Genomic DNA, 13,866 nt, shown 5'->3' with positions numbered 1-13,866 from the left:
TCAGGCCGGCGTCAGCGGCCACCACGAGACGAGGACCGCGAAGCCGTCGCCCGTGGTGCCCAGCTCGAGCGGATGACCGGCCGTCGATCGACCGTCCGCCCGCGTGGTCATCACCGGTCGTCCCTCGCTGAACACCTCGGTGATGAACCGATCCACGACGATGGTGACGTCGAGGGGGCGGTCGTCGTGCGGTGCGCCGGGACCGTCGAGACCGGGCAGCACCACCACTCCTTGGGGCGTGCCGATCGAGAGCTGGTGTCGCGCCTGGACCGGCCCTCGGATTCGCACCTCGAAGGGTGCCGCGTGCGAGATGAGGGGTGTCGCGGGCTGTCCCGGCGCGACGGGCATGAGCGCGTCGGTGCGAGTGCCCCGCAGGCGGGCGAACTCGTGCAGAGGGCGCTGCACGACCACGCCGTCTGACATCAGCAGCTCGCGGGGCAGCGACAGCGTGCCCGCCCAGTCCGAGGGATCGCGCGACGTCGACTCCTGCAACCATCCGAGCGCGGCCCAGCGACCGTCGGCGAGTCGGGTGACGTGCGGGGCGTAGAAGCTGCTTCCGCCATCCATGCGATCGGCGGCGCTCGGAATGAAGCGGTCACCGCGCAGTTCACCCTCGATCATGACCACGTGGCTCGGCGCGCTCGTGAGCACCGAGACGATGACGATGTCGCGGCCACCGAGTCGAACGAGCTGGGGGCACTCCCAGACGGTCGCCGCGACGAGCGCGGTGTCGGCGATGTCGGACTGCTCCAGCAGCACACCGCGGTACTCCCAGCTGCGGAGATCACGCGAGACGTAGTGGAGCACCATTCCGCCCCTCGTTCTGCTGCCGCAGCCGAGAATGAGGTGCCAGGTGCCGTCGGCGTCGCGCCACACGAAGGGATCGCGGAACCCCACCGCGTCGATCTCGTCGGGCGGACCCGCGATGAGCGGGGTCGGCGACTTGACCCAGGTGACGAGACCGTCTGTGCTCGTGGCGCTGAGCACGCGTTCGACGAGACCCTCGCGGCCCTCCTCCGCCACGACGCCGGTGTAGATGATCGTGGGGATGCCGTCGTCGTCGACGCAGCAGCCCGAGTAGCACCCGGCCCGGTCGAACTCGCTGTCGGGCTCGAGCGCGATCGGCAGGTCGCGCCACGAGTGCAAGTCGTCACTCACCGCGTGGCCCCAGTAGGGACGCGCCCACTCGGGAGCGTGCGGATTGTGCTGATAGAAGAGGTGGAACTCGCTCCCCCACTGGATCAAACCGTTGGGGTCGTTCATCCAGTTCTTCGGGGCGGTGAAGTGCAGGGCGGGTCGGTGGGCGTGCGTGGAGCGCGCGAGCTGGCCGTCGGTCACTTGATCCCGCTCCGAGCCGCGCTCTCGATGAAGCGACGTTGCAGAACGATGAAGACGACCATCACGGGGAGGGCGGCGAGCAGCACGGAGGCGAGCACCACGCCCTGGTTGATGGGCGGCGAGGAGCGGATGACGCTGATGCCGAGCTGGATCGTGCGCACCGTGATGTCGTCGGTCATGAGCGACGGCCACAGGAGCTCTCCCCAGGAGCTCATGAACGACAGGATCGCGACCGTTGCGAAGGCGGGTCCCGCGAGCGGGACGGCGATGGATCGGAACACGCGCAGCGGCCCCGCGCCATCCACCCGGGCCGCCTCCTCCAACTCGACCGGCATCGCGAGGAAGAACGAATAGAAGAGATAGATGTAGAAGGCGTTCGCGATCATCGGCAGGATCAGACCGGGGTAGGTGTTTCGCAGCCCCCACTGCGACATCTCGAGGAGCGTCGGAATCGCGATCGCCTGGAAGGGCACCACGGCGAGCGCCACGATCAGCAGCAACAGGAAGCGTCGTCCCCGAAACCGGAAGCGCGCGAGCGCGTAGCCGATCAGGCTGTTGATGACGAGCCCTGAGAGAACGATCGTGCCGGTCACGATGATCGTGTTGAGCAGGAGCGTGAACAGCTGCGAACGCGTGATCGCCGTCGCGAAGTTGTTCAGGGAGGCGTGGCTCGGCCAGAAGGCCCTCCACGAACTCGCCTCGGTGAGCACGAGCGTTCCGGGTTTGAAGGCGCCCACGATGAGAAACAGCAGCGGGGCCGCGAACACGATGCCGATCAGGATGAGCAGCACCCAGGTTCCGACGCGCGCTCGGCGGGCGCGCGCTCGCCGACTGCTGCGGGCGATCACGGTCATGACTCGTCCTCCTTGATGACGCGTCTCTGCAGCAGCGTGAAGGCGACGACCGCGAGGAAGAACACGACGGCGATCGCGCACGCACGCCCGATGAGCTGCTGGTCGTAGCCGACCTTGACGAGTTCGAGCAGCATCGTGTTGGTGGATCCGAGCGGACCGCCGTGGGTCAGCACGAAGACCTGATCGAACAGCCGGAAGGCGAAGATCGTGGTCATCGTGACGACGAAGACGATCGTGTTGCGCAGACCGGGGAGCGTGATCGACCGGAACTGCGCCCAGGTGCCGGCTCCGTCGAGCTGCGCGGCCTCGTACAGATCCGAGGGGATGTCCTGCAGGCCGGCGAGCAGGATGACCATCTGAAAGCCGACCGAGCCCCAGATGCAGATCACGATGATCGAGGCGAGCGCCGTGTTCGGATCCTGCAACCAGCGCAGGTGCAGCTGCCCGAACGTCGCCGCGCGCAGTAGACCGTTGAGGAGGCCGTAGCTCGGGTCCATGAGGATGAACCAGATGGTCGAGACGACCGCACCGCCCAGCACGACCGGCATGAAGAAGAGGGCCCGGAAGAAGGCGATGCCGCGGATCTTCTGATTGACGAGGATGGCGAGGCCGAGGGCGAGCGCGCACTGCACGGGGACGACGACCACCGCGAAGATCACGTTGTTGGCGAAGGCCTGGAGGAACTCGGCGTCGGAGAAGAGGCTCGTGTAGTTCTCCACCCCGACGAAGCGGAGCGGCAGGGGCGAGCCCAGCCTGAAGTTGGTGAAGGAGAAGAAGATCGCGAGGCCGAATGGCACTGCGAGGAAGATCAGCAGAAGCACGAGGGCCGGCGCGTTGAACAGCCAGGCGGCGAGGGCCGCTCCCCCGCCGGTTCTGATGGGCCGCGGCCGCACCGCCCTCGTCAGGTCGTGTGTCGTCATTGATGGGGCTCTCTCGAGGGTGTGGGGTCGCTCCCGGAGCGACCCCACACCGAACTGACGGATGGCTTACTTGGGGGTCGGGTAGTACTCGTTCTGCTTGAGATCCGAGTTGATGGCGTCGGCCGCCGTGTCGAGCGCCGTCTTGACGTCCTTCCCGGCGATGATGTCGGTGATCGCGGTGGCGTAGGCCGCGTCCATCGCGGGGTACCCCGGCGTCATCGGCCGGGCGACCGTCTTCCCCGCCGCCAGACCATCACCGATCAGCGCGAGCGGACCGTTCGACCCGTACAGGGCGCTGGTCGCGAGGACCGACTTGCGCGACGGAACACCCGAGTTGGAGGTCGCGATCGCCGCGACGTTCTGCGGCTCGAGCGTGTAGGCGATCCAGGCCCAGAGCGCGTCGGGGTCCTTCGACGACTTGGTCATCGTCCACTGCCAGCTGCCCTGGGTGTTCGTCGCACCCTTGCCCATGTTCGGCATCGGGAGCACGAGCAGGTCGGAGCCCGCGGCGGCCGCGAACGGCTTGTACTGCCAGAAGCCGTTCCACGACAGGGAGACCCGGTGGTTGAGGAAGGCGGCGCCGTCGCTGTTGTCGTCGACGTAGCCGTCCTTGAACCACGACTGGAAGGTGGTGAGCCCGGTGACCGCGTCGGGCGAGTTGATGAATCCGCTCGCCGTCTTGTACGTCTTACGGTCGACGAGGTCGCCACCGGATGACCACAGGTAGGTCTCCGTGCAGTACGCGCACGGCGACGTCTTCCAGAGGTCGAGCGGCTGCTTGTGGCCCGCCGCACGGAGCTTCGCGAGCGCGTCGGTGAACTCGGATGCGGTCCACGCGTCGGAGAGACCCGTCGGGATCCGCACCCCGGCCTTCACGAGGTCGGACTTGTAGGCGTACATCGCCATACCCGAGTCGACCAGGCCGACCGCGTACTGGTGGCCGGCGTAGGTTCCGCCGGAGACGATGCTGGGCAGGAGGTCGGCCTTCAGCGAGGCGGGGATGCACGAGTCGAGCGGGCGGAGGTAGCCGCTCCAGGCCTCGTTGGCCGCGTTCGCGGAGTCGGTGTCGAGCACATCCGGGAGCTGCTTCGAGGCAGCGGCGCCCTTGACCGAGGCGGTCATGTCGGGAATCACCTTGAGCGTGACGTGCACCTTCTTCTGCGAGGCATTGAAGGATGCTGCCAGCTGGGTCATCGCGGCGACGTCGGGTGCTTCGCCGTTGTGGTACCACACGCTGATATCGGTCGTTCCGGAGGGGAGCTTGCCATCGCATCCCGTCGACGATGCCGTGGTCGTCCCACCGGCGGCGCAGCCGGTGAGGCCGGCCAGCGACAGCATCGCGACCGCGGCCAGGGCCATTGTTGGTATCTTCATTGATGTTCCGTTCTTGAGTGAGTGGAATGTTTCTCTTGCGGTTCCGGCCGTGTGTGCCACCCCGCTTCGTTGCTGCGGTGCGGGGTGGTGCGCCGGAATTCTTCAGCTCGGTGGTGCGACGGAGTCGCGCACGATCAGGCGACACGGCATGAGGAAGCCCTCAGGGGTCGAGTCGCCCTCGGTGCGCAGGCCGTCCAGCAGTCGCTCGACGGCCCACACGCCCATCGCCCGGTGGGGCAGCTGGACGGTCGTGAGCGAGGGCGTGAGGTGTTCGATGACGGACTGATCGTCGTCGAACCCGATGATCGACAGGTCCCGGGGGATGCTGAGGCCGCGTCGCGCCGCCTCTCGATACAGCCCGGCCGCGACGCGGTCGTTGAAGCAGAAGATCGCGGTGGGTCGGTCGGGGAGGTCGAGCAGCGCCGCCGCCGAGACCTCGGTCGCGGCGATCGACCGATCCGTCAGGGTCGAGATGAGCCGGTCATCCGGTTCGATGCCCGCCGCCCGCAGGGCCGAGAAGTAGCCCTCGAGGCGCCCCCGGGCCGCGGGGATCGATTCGCCGGAGTTGATGAACCCGATGCGGCGGTGGCCGCGCGAGACGAAGTGCTCGACCGCCGCGGCGGCGCCGGCGACCTCGTCGGGCGCCACCCAGTCGACGTGAGCATCGCCCGCGGGGCGTCCGTCGAGGAGGAGGAACGGGGTGCCGGAGGGCACCTCGGGCAGGGCGACCTCGCGGTGGTAGGTGGAGGCGTAGATGAGCGCGTCGATGTTGCGCTGGGCGAGCGCCTGGATCGCGGGCTTCTCGAGGTCGGCGTTACCCGCGGTGTCGATGAGGAGGAGCAGATAGCCGGCCTCCCACGCCGTCTGCTGCGCGCCCTGGAGCATCTGGCCGGCGAAGGGGGTGCTCGCGACCTGGTCGGAGAGCAGTCCGATCGTGTGACTCTGATTGGTGCGCAGGCTTCGCGCGACGAGATTCGGCGCGTAGCCGAGCTCGCGGGCGGCGAGCCGCACCCGGGCGCTGATCGACGGCTGGACCCGGCCCGCGTCGCGCCCGTTCAGCACGAGCGACACGGTGGAGGCGGACACGCCGGCGCGGCGCCCCACGTCCTTCAAAGTCGTCATCGTCTTCTCCGTCAATCGATTGATGTGCCGAATATAGTTGCGTCTAACGATTGACGCAATACTTTTTCGGGGCGATATCGAGGGTGCGCCGAGCGCGGGGGCGACCCTTGTCGCGGGCGTGCTCGCGCTCGGCTGCGCGGTGCTCGCGGGACCGCCCTGCTGGTGGGGGCAGAACGCGCTCGCGCTCTACCTGCTGCACCTCGTGCTGCTCGGGCTGGTGACGCTGCCCGCGGCGGGCTGGTGGGGGCAGAACGCGCTCGCGCTCATTCTCGCGATCATGACCGCCGTGGCGTGGTCGCTCGCACGGCACCCCGCGGCGGCGCGATCAGCACGAGCGCCGGGTAGGTGATCACGGCGAGCGCGATGTGCATGAGGGCGAGGATGAACACTCCCCCGGCGGGCTGCCCCTGGTACAGGATCCAGGCGTCGGGCGCGAAGCTCACGACCGTCACGATCACCGCGAGCCAGAAGTACAGCAGTCGGGCCCGGCTGCTGACGCGCGTCACGATCGGCCACGCCAGCGCGGCGACCACCACGCCGATGATGGTGAGCTTGCCGTAGTCGGAGAAGCCGTAGTGCTCGTAGCCGCGCGTCGAGGGGAACAGCACGACTCCGAGCGCGGCGAGCAGCGCGCAGGCGAGCAGGGATCCGCCGACCGCGACGATCGTGGCGACGAGGATGCGCAGCGCGGACGGCTGGTTCGGGGCACCCGGGAAGTCGAGGCCGAGGGCCTGGAGGGGGGTGCGCGACAGCGGGGTCGGGGCGGCGTGCGGCTGGTCGGTCATCCTGCCAGCGTAGTTTTCGGCGCCTGAGCGAAGTCGTGTGGTGGCGGGCTGCCGGGTCGAAATCCTTACAGGAACTCGCCGAACTCGCTAGCGCGCACCCTCCGCGGTCGCACGCGGGGCGCTGCTGCTCCGCACGATCAGTTCGGGGGCGAGGATGACCGCCTCGTGCCGATGCTCCGGCCCCTCGTCGACCTCCCGCCGGATCACGCGCGCCGCCTCGGTTCCCATGCGGAACCCCGGCTTGGCGATCGTGGAGATCGGAATGCCGATCTGCGCCGCGTAGTAGTTGTCGTCGAAGCCGATGATCGCGACGTCGTCGGGCACCCGGAGTCCGCCGCCCTCGAGGAGGCCGGCGACGCAGCCGACCGCGATGAGGTCGATCGCGGCGATGATGGCGTCCGGCCTCTCGCCCTCCGGCCGGTGGGCGAGCGCCTGACCGGCGTCGAAGCCGTCCGGGAAGGTGAGCGTGGGCGTCTCGACGCTCTCGATCTCGACCCCCGCGGTCTCGCGTGCCGCCCGCTCGATGCCCTCCCAGCGGGCTCCCACCGCGTACCACGTGGTAGCGGGGCCGACGTAGGCGATGCGCCGATAGCCCTGCTCGATCAGGTGCCGGGCCGCCAGGTAGCCGCCGAGCCGTTCGTCGACGCTCACCGAGCAGGCGAGCGACTCGTCGGCCGGGAAGTCGACGAGCACCACGTGACTGCCGTCGCGCACCGTCTCGGCCATGCCGGTCAGGTCGCCGTTGTGCGGCGACAGCATCACCGCGCGCGCGCCGGCGGAGGTGAGCACGCCGAGGTTGGCGACCTGCTTCTCCTGCGAGACGTCGCTGTTCATGATCAGCAGGTGATGCTTGAAGCGGGAGATCTCCTCCTCCGCCCCGCGCACGATGTCGACGTAGAGCGAGTTGTGGAGATCGGGCAGCACGAGGCCGATCGAGGCGGACTGGCCGGTCGCCATCGCCTTCGCCGCGGAGTTCGGACGGAAGCCGAGGTCGCGAACGGCGTCGAGGATGCGCTCGCGCGTCTCCGGGCGCACCGCCTCCGGGCGGTTGAGCGCGTTCGACACCGTGCCGATCGACACCCCCGCGCGGGCCGCGACGTCGAAGATCGTCGCGCGGGAAGGGGGACGACCGGTCATCGGAATCCTGAGCTCTTCCCGTACGCGCTGACCCGCGGAAGCGGGCGCCTCGCGCGGTGAGTGTGGTGTGGAGTCGATTCTACCGGCGCGTCACCGCCACGGCAGCCCGATCGACGCCGCGGCCTGCCCCGGCTCGAGCCCCGACGGCGGGCAGACCAGCACCCCGTCCGCGGCGGCGAGCCCGCGCATCATGGCGGCCCCGCGGTGGTCGGTGGCGACGGCCCCGGCGCCGGCGCCGGTGAGGCGGTAGGGCACGAGGAACGAGGTGTCCGCACGGCCGGGCAGCGGCTCGGCCGCGGTGACGGTGGCGGCCTCGGGGAACGGGCCGCCGGTCATCCGCGCCAGCAGCGGTACGCCCAGGGTGAGGATCCCCATCATGGCGGCGAGCGGGTTGCCGGGCAGGCCCAGCACGAGCCTGCCGTCGGGCAGGCGGGCGAGGATGCTCGGCCCACCCGGCCGCATCCGCACGCCGTCGACCAGCAGCACGGCACCCAGCTCGCTCAGCACCGCGCGCAGGTGGTCGGCCGAGGAGTCGCCGGTTCCGCCCGTAGACACGAGCAGTTCCGCGCCGGACGCGGTGTCGAGCAGGGCGGCGCGCAGCGCGGCGGGATCGTCGCGCAGGTGCACGACGCCCGCAGTGATCGCTCCGAGCGAGGCGAGCAGCGCCGGGAGCACCGGCCCGAAGCTGTCGCGCACGCGGCCCGCCGGCGGGATGCCCGAGGGCACGACCTCGTCACCAGTGAGCACGAGAGCCACCCGTGGTCGGCGCACGACCGACAGCGTGTCGTGGCCGGCGGAGGCGGCGAGCGCGAGGTGCGCGGGGGTCAGCAGGGTTCCGGCGTCGATCAGCCGCTCGCCGAGCGCGGCCTCGGTGGCGGGCTGGCGGACGTGCTCGCCCGGGCGCGGCTCATCGGGTCGGGCGTCGCCGGTGACGTCGAGCCGGTCGCCGAGAACCGCCGCGTGCTCGCTGCGCAGGACGGCGGTCGTGCCCGTGGGGATCGCGGCGCCGGTGACGATGGGCCGGCAGAGTCCGGGGGCGAGGGGGAGGTCATCCGTGATCCGCCAGGGCGGCGGGCCCGCGACCGCCCAGCCGTCCATCGCGGAGGAGGCGTAGTGCGGCAGCGCGCAGAGCGCGACGAGCGGGGCGGCGAGCCGCTGGCCGATCGCCTCCGCGAGGGCCACCTCCGCGGCGGGCAGGCTCGCGGTGGCGTCGAAGGCGAGACGACGGGCGGATGACCAGTCCGGGCGCCTCACGCGGCGAAGTCGCCGGTCGCGGCGAGCGCCCGTGCCCGGTGTGCGGCCCGCTCGAAGGCCTCCGGTGCGTCTGCTCCCGCGCGACCGACCGCGAGTCCCACGAGGAACGCGGTCAGCGGGGCCGCCGGGCGCACGACGCCGCGCGCCACCACCCCGGCGAGGCCCAGCACCGCGTCGATGTCGACCTCGGTGCCCGCGAGATCGAGCTCGGCGAGGAGGGCGTCGGTCCAGGAGCGCAGCAGAGCGCCGTGATCGTCGGGCGCGGGCGCGGTAGCGGGGTCAGGGCTGGGGGTGTCGTCGGTCATGGTCGCTCCTCGCTTCGTCACGCGTCCACCGTCCATGGTGCCAGCCGCCGCGGCGCGCGTCACGCCACCCTAGGGATTCGGCGGCGCGTGTGTTGTGATGACTGGTATGCAACGAATCGCGATTCGACGACGAGTGACGCGGGTGTCGACCGAGACCGGGGCGCGGCCGGGCGAGGATCTGCTCGCGGCCGAAGAGCCGCTGGAGATCCGGGTGGGCGGCACCTCGCTGGCGATCACCATGCGCACCCCCGGCCACGATTTCGAACTCGCCGCCGGATTCTTGGTGTCGGAGGGCGTGATCAGCGCGGCCGAGCACTTCCGCACGGCGCGCTACTGCGCGGGCGCGACGGAGGAGGGGCTGAACACCTACAACGTGGTCGACGTCACGCTCGGGCGGGGCGTTCCCGCGCCCGACCCGAGTCTCGAACGCAACTTCTACACGACCTCCTCGTGCGGGCTGTGCGGCAAGGCGAGCATCGACTCGGTGCGAACCCACTCGCACTGGAGGGTCGCCGACGACGACCTCGTCGTCACCGCCGAGCTCCTGGCCGGGCTGCCCGATCGCCTTCGCGCGCAGCAGGAGGTCTTCGAGAAGACGGGTGGCCTGCACGCCGCCGGGCTCTTCGACGGGCGCACCGGCGAGTTGCTCGTGCTCCGCGAGGACGTGGGGCGGCACAACGCCGTCGACAAGGTGATCGGCTGGGCGCTCACCGAGGGCCGGCTGCCGCTGCGGGGCACAGTGCTCATGGTGTCGGGACGGTCATCGTTCGAACTGACCCAGAAGGCGCTGATGGCCGGGATCCCGATGCTCGCCGCCGTCTCCGCACCCTCCTCGCTCGCCGCGGAGCTCGCCACCGAGGTGGGCATCACCCTGGTCGGCTTCCTGCGCGGCAGCTCGATGGTCGTCTACTCCCGCCCCGACCGCATCTCCGCCGAACCCTCCCCCGCGGGCGAACGCCCCCACTCCTCGAAGGTGGCCATCTCATGACCCGCACCCCGCCCGTCACCGACCCCTCCTACGACGGGATGACCGTCCGCCCGCCCGAGCAGTGGGCGGTCGGCCTGCCCGCGATCGCCAACACCATGAAGGTCGCCCTCGAGGACATGGGGCCCGCGCGCACCGCGACGCTGCTCACGGCGATCAACCAGAAGGACGGCTTTGACTGCATGAGCTGCGCCTGGCCCGACCCGGACCGCCGGAAGGTCGCCGAGTTCTGCGAGAACGGGGCACGCGCGGTCACCTGGGAGGCGACACCGCTCACGGTGCCGAGCTCGTTCTGGGCCGAGCATCCGGTCAGCGATCTCGAAGACAAGTCGGAGTACTGGCTCGGAATGCAGGGGCGCCTCGTGGAGCCCGTCTACAAGCCGGCCGGCAGCGACCACTACGTTCCCATCGAGTGGGCGGAGGCGTTCCGGCTCATCGCCGACCGCCTGCGCGGCCTCGACTCGCCCGACCAGGCCGCCTTCTACACGAGCGGCCGCACCGCCAACGAGACGGCGTTCCTCTACCAGCTGTTCGTGCGCGCCTTCGGCACCAACAACCTGCCGGACTGCTCGAACATGTGCCACGAGTCGACCGGCACGGCGATGAGCGAGACGGTCGGCATCGGCAAGTCGACGATCGCCTACGACGACTTCGAGGAGACCGACCTCATCATCGTGATGGGCCAGAACCCGGGCACCAACCACCCCCGCATGCTCACCGCTCTGGAGGATGCGAAGCGCAAGGGCGCCCACATCGTGGCCGTGAACCCGCTGCCCGAGGCCGGTCTCAAGCGCTACAAGAACCCGCAGACCGCGCGGGGGCTCCTGGGGCGCGGCACGGTGATCGCCGACCAGTTCCTGCAGATCCGCAGCGGGGGCGACATGGCGCTGCTGCAGGCCGTCTCGAAGCGCGTGCTCGAGGCGGAGGACCGCGCTCCGGGAACCGTGCTCGACCACGCCTTCCTCGGCGAGCACACCCAGGGGCTCGCCGAGTTCCGCGAGCATCTGCGCGAGCTCGACGAGGCGGAGGTGCTCGCCGCGACGGGGCTCAGCAGCGCGGAGATCGACGAGCTCGCCGAGCGCTACCTCTCGAGCGACCGCGTCATCGTGACCTGGGCGATGGGCATCACCCAGCACCGCAAGGGCGTCGACACGATCAAAGAGATCATCAACCTGCTGCTGCTGCGCGGCAACATCGGCAAGCCCGGTGCGGGCGCCTCCCCCATCCGCGGCCACAGCAACGTGCAGGGCGACCGCACGATGGGCATCTGGGAGCAGATGCCGGACAGCTTTCTGGATGCCCTTGCCCAGGAGTTCCACTTCGAGCCGCCGCGCGAGCACGGTGTCGACGCCGTCCACGCGATCGAGGCGCTGCAGCGCGGCGAGATCAAGGTCTGGTTCGCGGTCGGCGGCAACCTGGTCGCCGCGATGTCGGACACCCGGGCGGCGGAGGCCGCCATGCGCGGCACCGAGCTGACCGTGCAGGTGTCGACCAAGCTCAACCGCTCGCACGTGGTGACGGGGGCGGCGGCGATCATCCTGCCCACCCTCGGGCGCACCGAGGTCGACCTGCAGGAGTCGGGACCGCAGTTCCTCTCCGTGGAGGACACCGTCTGCGCGGTGCACGCGACCCACGGGGCGGTGCCGCCCGTCGCCCCGACCCTCCTCTCCGAGGTCGCGATCATCTCGCGACTCGCGCGCGCCGTACTCGGCGACGACGGGCCGATCGACTGGGCGGGGTTCGAGCGCGACTACGACACGATCCGCGACTCCATCTCGCGCGTCGTGCCGGGCTTCGAGAACTTCAACACGCAGGTGCGCCGCAAGGGCGGCTTCGTGCTGCCGAACGGCCCTCGCGATTCGCGCACCTTCCCCACGGCGACCGGCAAGGCGATCATCACGGTGAACGAGCTGGAGGCGATCATCCGCCCCGAGGGCCGGCTCATTCTGCAGACGATGCGCTCGCACGACCAGTTCAACACGACCATGTACAGCCTCAACGACCGCTACCGGGGCATTCACGGCGGGCGCGACGTCGTCTTCGTGAACCCGGATGACCTGGCCGAGCTCGGCATCGCCGACGGCGATCGCGTCGACATCCACAGCGAGTGGCCCGGCGAAGCCGACCGGGTGCTCGCAGGTCAGCGAGTCGTCTCGTACCCCACGGCACGGGGATGCGCGGCCGCCTACTTCCCGGAGGCCAACGTGCTCGTTCCGCTCGCGAGCACCGCGATCGGCAGCAACACCCCGGTGTCGAAGGCGGTCATCGTGCGACTAGAGCCCGTGCGCGCCTGAGCCGAGCCCGCGTCAGAACGGGTAGCGCGCGATGTCGGCCTGCACGGTGACCCACTGCGTCTCGGTGAAGGCCTCGATGTTGGCCTCGTGGCCGCCGAAGCGCGCGCCGGTGCCCGAGGCGCCCACGCCGCCGAACGGTGCCTGCGCCTCATCGTCGACGGTCTGGTCGTTGATGTGCACGATCCCGGTGGGCATGCGGTCGGCGAGCTCGAAGGCGCGGTAGGCGTCCCCGGCGAGAATGCCCAGTGACAGCCCGTACTCGCTTCGGCCGACGAGCTCGACCGCCTCATCGATCGTCGAGAACCGCGTGACCGGAGCGACCGGGCCGAAGATCTCCTCCGCGAAGGCGGCGTGATCGGGGGTGACGCCCGAGAGCACGGTCGGCTGGTAGAACAGCTCCTCGAAGGTTCCGCCCGCCTCCAGCGTCGCCCCGGCGTCGAGGCTGCGGGTCACGACGGAGTGCACCCGGTCGCGCTGGCGGGCGTCGATGATCGGGCCGAGGGGCGCCCCCGTCGCCGGGTCGCCCGCGACGAGCGCGCGAGCCTTCTCGGCGAGGATCGCCACGTACTCGTCGTACACGTCGCTGTGCACGAGGTGCCGCCCCGTCGTCATGCAGATCTGGCCCTGATGCAGGAACGATCCCCACGCCCCCGCCGAGGCCGCCGCCGCGACATCCACGTCGCCGAGCACGACGAGCGCGTTGTTGCCGCCGAGCTCCAGGTGCACCCGCTTGAGCAGCTCGCCCGCACGGGCGCCGATCGCGCGGCCGGCCGGCGTCGACCCGGTGAAGGAGATGACCGGGATGCGCGGCTCGTCGACGAGCGCCGACCCCACCTCGGCCCCGCCCGGCACCACCGCGAACACTCCCGCGGGCAGCCCCGCCTCCTCGAGGACCGCCGCGAAGAACAGGCCGCCCGAGACGGTCGTGCGCGGATCCGGCTTGAGCACCACGGCGTTGCCGAGGGCGAGGGCCGGGGCGATCGAGCGCGCGGTCAGGATGCTCGGAAAGTTGAACGGCGAGATGACCCCCACGACGCCCACGGGCCGACGCCGCGCCAGGCTCAGTCGCGGTCGCGCGGTGCGCAGCAGCTGGCCGTACGGCATCATCGCGGTGGCGGAGGCCTGGAAGAACTCGGCCGAGACCAGCCCGGCCTCGAAGGCCGCCTTGCCCTGGCCCGAGCCGGCCTCGTTCACCAGCCAGTGGGCGAGCGTATCGGCTCTCTCGTCGATGAGCTGGCCGGCGCGACGCAGGATCGCCGCGCGGTCGTCGGGAGCGCGCTCGGCCCAGTCCCGCTGGGCCGCGACCGCGAGGGTCGTGGCGCGCTCGACGTCGGCCGGGGCCGCGGTCGCGTAGCTCGCGAGCGTGGCACCGGTGGCGGGCGAGACCACGGGGGTGGTCATCCCCGTTTCAGACCAGCCGCCGAGGTAGGTCCTGCCCTCCCAGAGTGCGGAATCGAAGAACGTCATCGTTGTCTCGCCTTCTCGGCCGTGCGCGTCG

At 70.4% G+C, this 13,866-nt stretch carries 13 protein-coding genes; 3 read left to right on the top strand and 10 right to left on the bottom strand.

Annotated features, from left to right (window positions below):
* The 5 genes from G3T37_RS13150 to G3T37_RS13130 all read right to left on the bottom strand — a co-directional run bounded on the left by G3T37_RS13150 (position 1) and on the right by G3T37_RS13130 (position 5,608).
* Positions 1-1,338, bottom strand: a complete 1,338-nt coding sequence (locus tag G3T37_RS13150; protein ID WP_163474343.1) for a glycoside hydrolase family 32 protein — start codon at positions 1,336-1,338, stop codon at positions 1-3.
* Entirely contained in the window at positions 1,335-2,192 is an 858-nt protein-coding gene (locus G3T37_RS13145; protein WP_163474342.1) for a carbohydrate ABC transporter permease, read from the bottom strand. The genes G3T37_RS13150 and G3T37_RS13145 overlap by 4 nt, the downstream gene beginning before the upstream one ends.
* Entirely contained in the window at positions 2,189-3,112 is a 924-nt protein-coding gene (locus G3T37_RS13140) for a carbohydrate ABC transporter permease (protein WP_163474341.1), read from the bottom strand. The genes G3T37_RS13145 and G3T37_RS13140 overlap by 4 nt, the downstream gene beginning before the upstream one ends.
* Positions 3,113-3,178: 66 nt before the next feature.
* Positions 3,179-4,486 carry a sugar ABC transporter substrate-binding protein gene (locus G3T37_RS13135; protein ID WP_163474340.1) on the bottom strand — a complete coding sequence of 436 codons (1,308 nt, stop codon included), beginning with the start codon at positions 4,484-4,486 and terminating at the stop codon, positions 3,179-3,181.
* A gap of 102 nt (positions 4,487-4,588) precedes the next feature.
* Positions 4,589-5,608, bottom strand: coding sequence for a LacI family DNA-binding transcriptional regulator (locus G3T37_RS13130; RefSeq protein ID WP_163474339.1), 1,020 nt, complete (start codon positions 5,606-5,608; stop codon positions 4,589-4,591).
* A gap of 37 nt (positions 5,609-5,645) precedes the next feature.
* On the opposite strand from G3T37_RS13130, the gene G3T37_RS13125 reads away from it, so the two are divergent.
* Positions 5,646-5,957: a hypothetical protein gene (locus G3T37_RS13125; RefSeq protein ID WP_163474338.1), complete on the top strand. Its 312-nt coding sequence runs from the start codon at positions 5,646-5,648 to the stop codon at positions 5,955-5,957.
* On the opposite strand, the gene G3T37_RS13120 is transcribed toward G3T37_RS13125, so the two are convergent.
* The 4 genes from G3T37_RS13120 to G3T37_RS13105 form a co-directional block, all read right to left on the bottom strand.
* Positions 5,884-6,393: a DUF6069 family protein gene (locus G3T37_RS13120; protein WP_163474337.1), complete on the bottom strand. Its 510-nt coding sequence runs from the start codon at positions 6,391-6,393 to the stop codon at positions 5,884-5,886. The genes G3T37_RS13125 and G3T37_RS13120 overlap by 74 nt on opposite strands.
* An 87-nt stretch (positions 6,394-6,480) precedes the next feature.
* Complete coding sequence (locus tag G3T37_RS13115; RefSeq protein ID WP_163474336.1) at positions 6,481-7,530, bottom strand: LacI family DNA-binding transcriptional regulator; 1,050 nt, start codon at positions 7,528-7,530, stop codon at positions 6,481-6,483.
* Between the two features lie 90 nt (positions 7,531-7,620).
* Positions 7,621-8,784 carry a molybdopterin-binding protein gene (locus tag G3T37_RS15355; RefSeq protein WP_163474335.1) on the bottom strand — a complete coding sequence of 388 codons (1,164 nt, stop codon included), beginning with the start codon at positions 8,782-8,784 and terminating at the stop codon, positions 7,621-7,623.
* Positions 8,781-9,089, bottom strand: coding sequence for a DUF6457 domain-containing protein (locus tag G3T37_RS13105; RefSeq protein WP_206673837.1), 309 nt, complete (start codon positions 9,087-9,089; stop codon positions 8,781-8,783). Before G3T37_RS13105 ends, G3T37_RS15355 begins: the two co-directional genes overlap by 4 nt.
* Positions 9,090-9,195: 106 nt before the next feature.
* Here G3T37_RS13105 and fdhD point away from each other — a divergent pair, with 106 nt between their 5' ends.
* Positions 9,196-10,077 carry a formate dehydrogenase accessory sulfurtransferase FdhD gene (gene fdhD, locus G3T37_RS13100; protein WP_163474334.1) on the top strand — a complete coding sequence of 294 codons (882 nt, stop codon included), beginning with the start codon at positions 9,196-9,198 and terminating at the stop codon, positions 10,075-10,077.
* The gene (locus G3T37_RS13095; RefSeq protein WP_163474333.1) at positions 10,074-12,368 is read left to right on the top strand and encodes an FdhF/YdeP family oxidoreductase; all 2,295 of its coding nucleotides are present in this window, start codon (positions 10,074-10,076) and stop codon (positions 12,366-12,368) included. The genes fdhD and G3T37_RS13095 overlap by 4 nt, the downstream gene beginning before the upstream one ends.
* A gap of 12 nt (positions 12,369-12,380) precedes the next feature.
* Here G3T37_RS13095 and G3T37_RS13090 read toward each other — a convergent pair whose 3' ends face one another.
* On the bottom strand, positions 12,381-13,835 hold the full coding sequence (locus tag G3T37_RS13090) for an aldehyde dehydrogenase family protein (RefSeq protein ID WP_163474332.1): 1,455 nt from the start codon (positions 13,833-13,835) through the stop codon (positions 12,381-12,383).
* Between the last annotated feature and the right edge of the window lie 31 nt (positions 13,836-13,866).

It is taken from the genome of Galbitalea soli (assembly GCF_010686725.1).
Classification (GTDB): domain Bacteria; phylum Actinomycetota; class Actinomycetes; order Actinomycetales; family Microbacteriaceae; genus Galbitalea; species Galbitalea soli.
This window is presented reverse-complemented; position numbering and strand designations above follow the sequence as displayed.

What these genes read in the sequence shown, in the direction of transcription:
- G3T37_RS13115 (WP_163474336.1), bottom strand. Translation starts at nt 7,530, where the DNA reads ATGACCGGTCGTCCCCCTTCCCGCGCGACGATCTTCGACGTCGCGGCC.
- G3T37_RS13135 (WP_163474340.1), bottom strand. Translation starts at nt 4,486, where the DNA reads ATGAAGATACCAACAATGGCCCTGGCCGCGGTCGCGATGCTGTCGCTG.
- G3T37_RS13130 (WP_163474339.1), bottom strand. Translation starts at nt 5,608, where the DNA reads ATGACGACTTTGAAGGACGTGGGGCGCCGCGCCGGCGTGTCCGCCTCC.
- G3T37_RS13095 (WP_163474333.1), top strand. Translation starts at nt 10,074, where the DNA reads ATGACCCGCACCCCGCCCGTCACCGACCCCTCCTACGACGGGATGACC.
- fdhD (WP_163474334.1), top strand. Translation starts at nt 9,196, where the DNA reads ATGCAACGAATCGCGATTCGACGACGAGTGACGCGGGTGTCGACCGAG.
- G3T37_RS13120 (WP_163474337.1), bottom strand. Translation starts at nt 6,393, where the DNA reads ATGACCGACCAGCCGCACGCCGCCCCGACCCCGCTGTCGCGCACCCCC.
- G3T37_RS13090 (WP_163474332.1), bottom strand. Translation starts at nt 13,835, where the DNA reads ATGACGTTCTTCGATTCCGCACTCTGGGAGGGCAGGACCTACCTCGGC.
- G3T37_RS13140 (WP_163474341.1), bottom strand. Translation starts at nt 3,112, where the DNA reads ATGACGACACACGACCTGACGAGGGCGGTGCGGCCGCGGCCCATCAGA.
- G3T37_RS13105 (WP_206673837.1), bottom strand. Translation starts at nt 9,089, where the DNA reads ATGACCGACGACACCCCCAGCCCTGACCCCGCTACCGCGCCCGCGCCC.
- G3T37_RS13145 (WP_163474342.1), bottom strand. Translation starts at nt 2,192, where the DNA reads ATGACCGTGATCGCCCGCAGCAGTCGGCGAGCGCGCGCCCGCCGAGCG.